Origin of the sequence: Streptomyces sp., from assembly GCF_031178505.1 — a bacterium.
Classification (GTDB): Bacteria; Actinomycetota; Actinomycetes; order Streptomycetales; family Streptomycetaceae; genus Streptomyces; species Streptomyces gulbargensis.
In genome coordinates this window covers 1-5,680 of record NZ_JAPSIW010000467.1, presented here as the reverse complement: position 1 = coordinate 5,680, position 5,680 = coordinate 1, and the positions used below count along the sequence as shown (strand labels likewise).

Here is a 5,680-nt window from a genome sequence, read left to right as displayed (position 1 = left end):
ACGACCCGGACGTGCCGCTCGTCGTCCCCGAGATCAACGCCCACGCCGCCCGCGTACGGCCCCGGGGCGTCGTCGCCAGCCCCGGCTGCACCACCCTCGCGCTGATCATGGCGGTGGGCGCCCTGCATGCCGAGTTCGGCCTGACCGAACTCGTCGTCACCGCCCAGCAGGCCGCAGGCGGCGCCGGAGCCGGCCGGGCGGGCGTCGAGACGCTCCGCGCGCAGCTCGGCCTGGTGGCCGGCGGCGGCGAACTCGGCACCCGGCCCGGTGACGTCCGCCGGGCCGTCGGCGACGGCACGGGCCCCTTCCCCGGTCCCCTCGCGCTCAACGTCCTGCCCTGGTCGGGTACGGCCGGTGCCGACGGCGCCTCCTCGGAGGAGGAGCGGATCAGGGACGAGACCCGCAAGATCCTCGGCCGGCCGGCCCTGCGGATCTCCGCGACCTGCCTGCGCGTCCCCGTGGTCGCCGGGCACTCCGTCTCCGTGCACGCCCGCTTCGAACGGCCCGTCGAGGTCGGCCGCGCCCACGAGGTGCTGGCGACCGCGCCCGGCGTGGTCCTCTTCGACGATCCGGCCGCGGGCGGCTTCCCCACCCCCGCCGACGTCGCGGGCACCGACCCCGCCTGGGTCGGCCGGGTGCGCCGCTCCATGGACGACGAGCGGGCGCTCGACCTCTTCGTCTGCGCCGACAACCTCCGCAAGGGCGGGGCCCTCAACGCCCTCCAGATCGCGGAGACGGTCGTCGCCGCGACCGCGGAGTCGGTTTTTGTAGGATCTGTGAACGACCTGTGAGCAAAGAAGCGTCAGATATTGCTGGAACGCTCTTGAACTGCGGCGATGCCGTGACTGACGATGCTTTTCCCCCTTGCTGCAACCAGTAGTCGGGAGGGGTGCGTCTCTGCGTGCACTCACGACCATGTGACGCGGAACACGCTGGGAAGCGGGGCATAGGGGGAGAACGGTTACGCATGAGGACATTCGGCTCACCGCCAAAAACGGTGGCGTACGCGTACAACCCTGCCGGGGGAAGACGTGTCCAACAGGCGTGGCAGAGGTACTCGACATCGTGGCGATCGCCCCGCGCGGAGCGGGCACGTCCGTGCTCCCCGTCCGGGGCGCCGGCGCCGTTCCCGCACGCGCCGCCGCGGCCCGTCCCCTCGGACGGCCGCGCGCGCTCGGCGGCATGCCGGTGATCGCCCCCGTGCCCATCGGATCCCGCACCGGCGAGGTGCACGGCATTCCGGCGCCGCGCGGCGGCGCCGACGACTCCGCCACCCCCGCCACGGCCCTCCCCGGCGGCGTCTCCGCCCTCGGCACCACGGCCGCCGCCGGTACCACCGTCGACCACCTCACCGAGACCTACCGGGCCCACTACCGGTCCCTCCTGGGCCTCGCGGCGCTCCTCCTCGACGACACCGCTTCCTGCGAGGACGTCGTCCAGGAGGCGTTCATCCGCGTCCACTCCGCCCGCAAGCGGGTGCGCGACCCGGAGAAGACCCTGGCCTATCTGCGCCAGACCGTCGTGAACCTCTCCCGGTCCGCGCTGCGCCGCCGCATCCTCGGACTGAAGCTGCTGTCCAAGCCGATGCCGGACATGGCGAGCGCGGAGGAGGGGGCGTACGACCGGCTGGAGCGCGACGACCTCATCAAGGCCATGCGCGGGCTCCAGCGGCGCCAGCGCGAGGTGCTCGTCCTCCGTTACTTCGCGGACATGACCGAGTCCCAGGTCGCGGAGACCCTCGGGATATCCCTGGGTTCGGTGAAGGCGTACGGCTCGCGGGGCATCGCGGCGCTGCGCGTCGCGATGGAGGCGACGACATGAGCGGCCCGGCGGAACGCGACGACCTGAGTGGACATCGGATGCTGAACATCGAGCCCGGCCGGTCCGGCGAGGCCGGCGACGGCGCGGACGGCCTGCCGGGCGGCGGTGTCCCGGACGGCGACGACGAGCCGGCGCTGCGGCGGCTGCTCCAGGGTGCGGTGGCGGGCCTGGAGCCCTCCAGCAGCGCCCTGGAGCACCTGCGGCGGGCCGTGCCCGCCCGCCGCGCCCGCAAGCGGCAGGCCGTCGTCGGCGCCGCCGCCGCGGCCGTCCTCATCGGCACGGCCGTCCCCGCGTTCGTGCACGTCGCCTCCTCCGAGGGGGTCACCGCGGCCAACCCCGTCAACGCCGGGCACGGCGAGCAGGCCCAGGGCGGCACCGGCACCGAGACCGGTGTCGAGGGCGGCGGCCGGACGTCCGAGACGCCGGCGAGCAGCGCGTCCCCCAGCCAGGGCGTGAGCGCCGGTGCCACCGGCCCGCGGCAGCCCACGTTCGCCGGTGGGACCACGGTCTCCGCCGGCGCGTCCCTGCCGCCCGGTTCGGCGCCCCGCTGCGCGGCCGGCCAGCTGGGCGTCGGCGCGGCGGAGGCCGGGGCTCCCGGCGCCGACGGCGCGGTGTACGGCACCTTCCGGATCGCCAACGTCTCCGCGCGGGCCTGTGTCGTCGACGGCGGCGGGGGCATCGGCTTCGAGGCCAGGGGCGCCGCCGACCCGGCCCGGATCTCGGTCGTCCGGCACACCGCCGGCGACCCGGCGGGCGGCCTGCCCGATCCCGCGCGCGAGGTGACCTCGCTCCTGCTGGAGCCGAAGGCCTCGTACGAGGTGCGGTTCGCCTGGATCCCCAGCGACACCTGTCCGACGACGGGGCCGACCGAGCCGCCGACCTCCCCGCCCACCGAGCCGCCGACCACCCCGCCGCCGACGGCCACGCCGTCCAGCGGCACGGGCGGCACCGAGACCACCTCCGGCACGGGCGACGGCGGCACCGGCGACACGGGCACCGGCTCCGGCGGCACCGGCTCGGGCGCGAGCGGCGACACGGGCACGGGCACCGACGCCGAGGGCACGAGCCCCCAGCTCCTCCGCGCGGACACCCCCGCCGAGGGCAGCGTCGCCCTCACCCACACCCCCGCCCCCGCGGCCCCTCCGGCCACGGTGACGGTCCCCCACGCCTGCGCGGGCACGGTCTACCGCACGGGCCTGCTCCCGAGCGCCTGACGCTCGTCCGGCAAGGCGCCGGTAGGGGGGCGGGGCACCCGCCAGGCACCGTGCCGGACGGCACCGCACCCGAACCCGCGGGGCACCGGGACCGCCGCAGGGCACCGGCACCGCACCCGCCCGCGGGGCACCCGTGTCTGGTCCCGCCGGCGCCGCGTCTACGCCTCCGTCAGGCCCAGCGCCTCGTCCCGGGAGGCCTCCGCCTCGCGGCGGACCAGGCGGAACCACATGAAGACGACGAAGCCGGCGAAGACGAACCACTCGGCCGTGTAGCCCAGGTTCTGGAAGGCCTTCGCGTCCAGGCCGGTGCCCGCCGCGGCCGAGGCCGGGACCGGGGTGAGGCCCGCGGGGGACTCGGTGAGCGTGATCCAGGCGTCGTACACGTCGTCCGGCACCACGTTCACCAGGGCCGCCGCGCTGATCATGCCGAGCTGCCCCTCGGGCAGCCCGCCCGCCGCGCGGACCCCCTTCGTGCCCGGGTTCTCCGAGGCCTGGAGCGCGCCGACCACCGTGACCTCGCCGGACGGCGCCGCCGGGGCCTGGGCGCCCTGGGGGAGCCAGCCCCGGACCACCGGGAGCGACCGGCCGCCGTCCGTCCGCAGCAGCGTCAGGACGTAGCTGCCGGACCGGCCGTCCAGCTCACGGTCGGGGACCAGGAACTGCTCACCGAAGCGGCCACGCGCCTCGGCCGGGCGGCCCGAGGTCTCCTTGTCCACCGGCAGCAGCGAGTCCAGCGGCGCCGGCTTCCCCGTCCCGGCGGCCGGGCGCCGCTCCGTCTCCTGGTGGGAGTCGACACGGTCCTCGAACTTGCCCAGCTGCCACGTCCCCATGAACACGCAGAACGGGATCGCGAGCAGCACGAAGAGGTTGATCCCCCACCAGCGGGGCGTTCTCAGGAACCGGTACACGCCCCCCACGGTACGCAAACCGGCTCAGCTCCCCACCGGCCGGGTCCCCAGATGCTTCGCCGCGAAGGCGAGGTCCAGGGCGACCTGCTTGATGCGCTCCTCCACCACCAGCGACCCGTGCCCCGCGTCGTACCGGTACACCTCGTGCACCGCGCCCCGGGCCGCCAGCCGGTCCACGTAGTTGTCGATCTGCCGGATCGGGCAGCGCGGGTCGTTGACGCCGGCCGAGATGTGCACCGGGGCCTTCACCGCGTCCACGTACGTCAGCGGCGACGAGGCCGCGTACCGCTCGGGCACCTCCTCCGGGGAGCCGCCCAGCAGCGTCCGGTCCAGCGCCTTCAGGGCCTCCATCTCGTCCTCGTACGCCGTCACGTAGTCCGCGACCGGGACCGCCGCGAGCCCCACCGCCCAGTCGTCCGGCTGCGTGCCCAGTCCGAGGAGCGTCAGGTATCCGCCCCAGGAGCCGCCCGACAGGACCAGGCGCTCCGGGTCGGCCAGGCCGCTGCCGACCGCCCAGGCGCGGACCGCCGCGATGTCCTCCAGCTCGATGAGACCGACCCGGTGCTTCAGCGCGTCCGTCCACTCCCGGCCGTACCCGGTGGAACCCCGGTAGTTGACCCGCACCACCGCGTACCCGTGGTCGATCCAGGCCGCCGGGCCCGCCGCGAACGCGTCGCTGTCGTGCCAGGCCGGGCCGCCGTGCACCTCGAAGACCGTCGGGAACGGGCCCTCGCCCTCCGCGGGCCGCTGCACGAGGGCGTGCACCCGGCCCCCCGGCCCCTCCACCCACACGTCCTCCACCGGTACCGACGGCGGCGCCTTCGGCCCCGGCGGGTCGAGGACGATCCCGCCCGCCGTGGACCGCACGACCGGCGGCAGCGCGGCCGAGGACCACAGGTACTCCACGGAGCCGTCCGGCCGGGCCGTCGCGCTCGACACCGAACCGGCCGGGGTCTCCACCCGCACCAGGGCGCGCGTCGCGATGTCGTACCGCCACAGCTCGCTGCGTGCCTCGAAGCTGTGCACGATCAGCAGGCCGGTGCCGTCCGGGTACCACTCCGCCGACACGTCACCCGGCAGGTCGAGCCCGAGGTCCGTCTCGGTGCCCGTCGCCACGTCCCACAGCAGCGGCTCCCAGCGCCCCCGCCGCTGGTGCCCGACCAGCAGCCGGGTGTCCCCGTCCACCGGCGCGAAGCCCAGGACCGCGAGCCCCAGCTCCTCGGTGCCGCCCTTGGTGTCGTCCAGCTCCGCCACCACGGTCCCGTCCGAGGCCCGCAGCACCCGCAGCGCCGAGTGCATCGCGTCCCCGTGCTCGGTGTGCTCGACCGCGATCAGGGCGCCGTCGTGCGACAGGTCCCCGACCCCGGCCGACTCCCGGTGCCGGTAGATCTCGACGGGGGCCGCCGCCCCGGGACGCACGAGATGGACCGTCGAGCCCTCCTCGTCGGTGGAACGGCCCACCACCACCGTCCCGTCCCGGCCGAGGGCCAGGCCCGCCGGATAGGAGGCGGCGAGACCGGGCACGGCCGGTTCGTCGGGGCCGCCCCCGAACGGCTGGCGCATCCACACCCCGAACTCGTCCCCGTCGGTGTCCGCGAACCACCAGATCCACGCCCCGTCCGGGGACAGCGTGCCGTCCGTCGTGCCGTTCGGCCGGTCCGTCACCTGCCGCTGCTCGCCGGTCGCCCGGTCCCAGGCGTACAGCTCGTACGTCCCCGTCGCGTTGGACACGAACAG

5 protein-coding genes are annotated in these 5,680 nt (G+C 75.5%); 3 read left to right on the top strand and 2 right to left on the bottom strand.

Translation table 11 applies throughout. The features are described 5' to 3' along the window. The 3 genes from RIF68_RS25375 to RIF68_RS25365 form a co-directional block, all read left to right on the top strand. Nucleotides 1-791: aspartate-semialdehyde dehydrogenase (locus tag RIF68_RS25375; protein WP_309053622.1), on the top strand; the 791-nt coding region annotated here is incomplete at its 5' end. A 253-nt stretch (nucleotides 792-1,044) separates the two neighbouring features. Then, nucleotides 1,045-1,821, top strand: coding sequence for a SigE family RNA polymerase sigma factor (locus RIF68_RS25370; protein WP_309053621.1), 777 nt, complete (start codon nucleotides 1,045-1,047; stop codon nucleotides 1,819-1,821). After that, nucleotides 1,818-3,035, top strand: coding sequence for a hypothetical protein (locus RIF68_RS25365; protein ID WP_309053620.1), 1,218 nt, complete (start codon nucleotides 1,818-1,820; stop codon nucleotides 3,033-3,035). The genes RIF68_RS25370 and RIF68_RS25365 overlap by 4 nt, the downstream gene beginning before the upstream one ends. A gap of 158 nt (nucleotides 3,036-3,193) precedes the next feature. Here RIF68_RS25365 and RIF68_RS25360 read toward each other — a convergent pair whose 3' ends face one another. Together RIF68_RS25360 and RIF68_RS25355 are read right to left on the bottom strand one after the other, a co-directional pair. After that, nucleotides 3,194-3,943: an SURF1 family protein gene (locus RIF68_RS25360; RefSeq protein WP_309053619.1), complete on the bottom strand. Its 750-nt coding sequence runs from the start codon at nucleotides 3,941-3,943 to the stop codon at nucleotides 3,194-3,196. Nucleotides 3,944-3,967: 24 nt separating this feature from the next. Next, nucleotides 3,968-5,680: prolyl oligopeptidase family serine peptidase (locus RIF68_RS25355; protein WP_309053618.1), on the bottom strand; the 1,713-nt coding region annotated here is incomplete at its 5' end.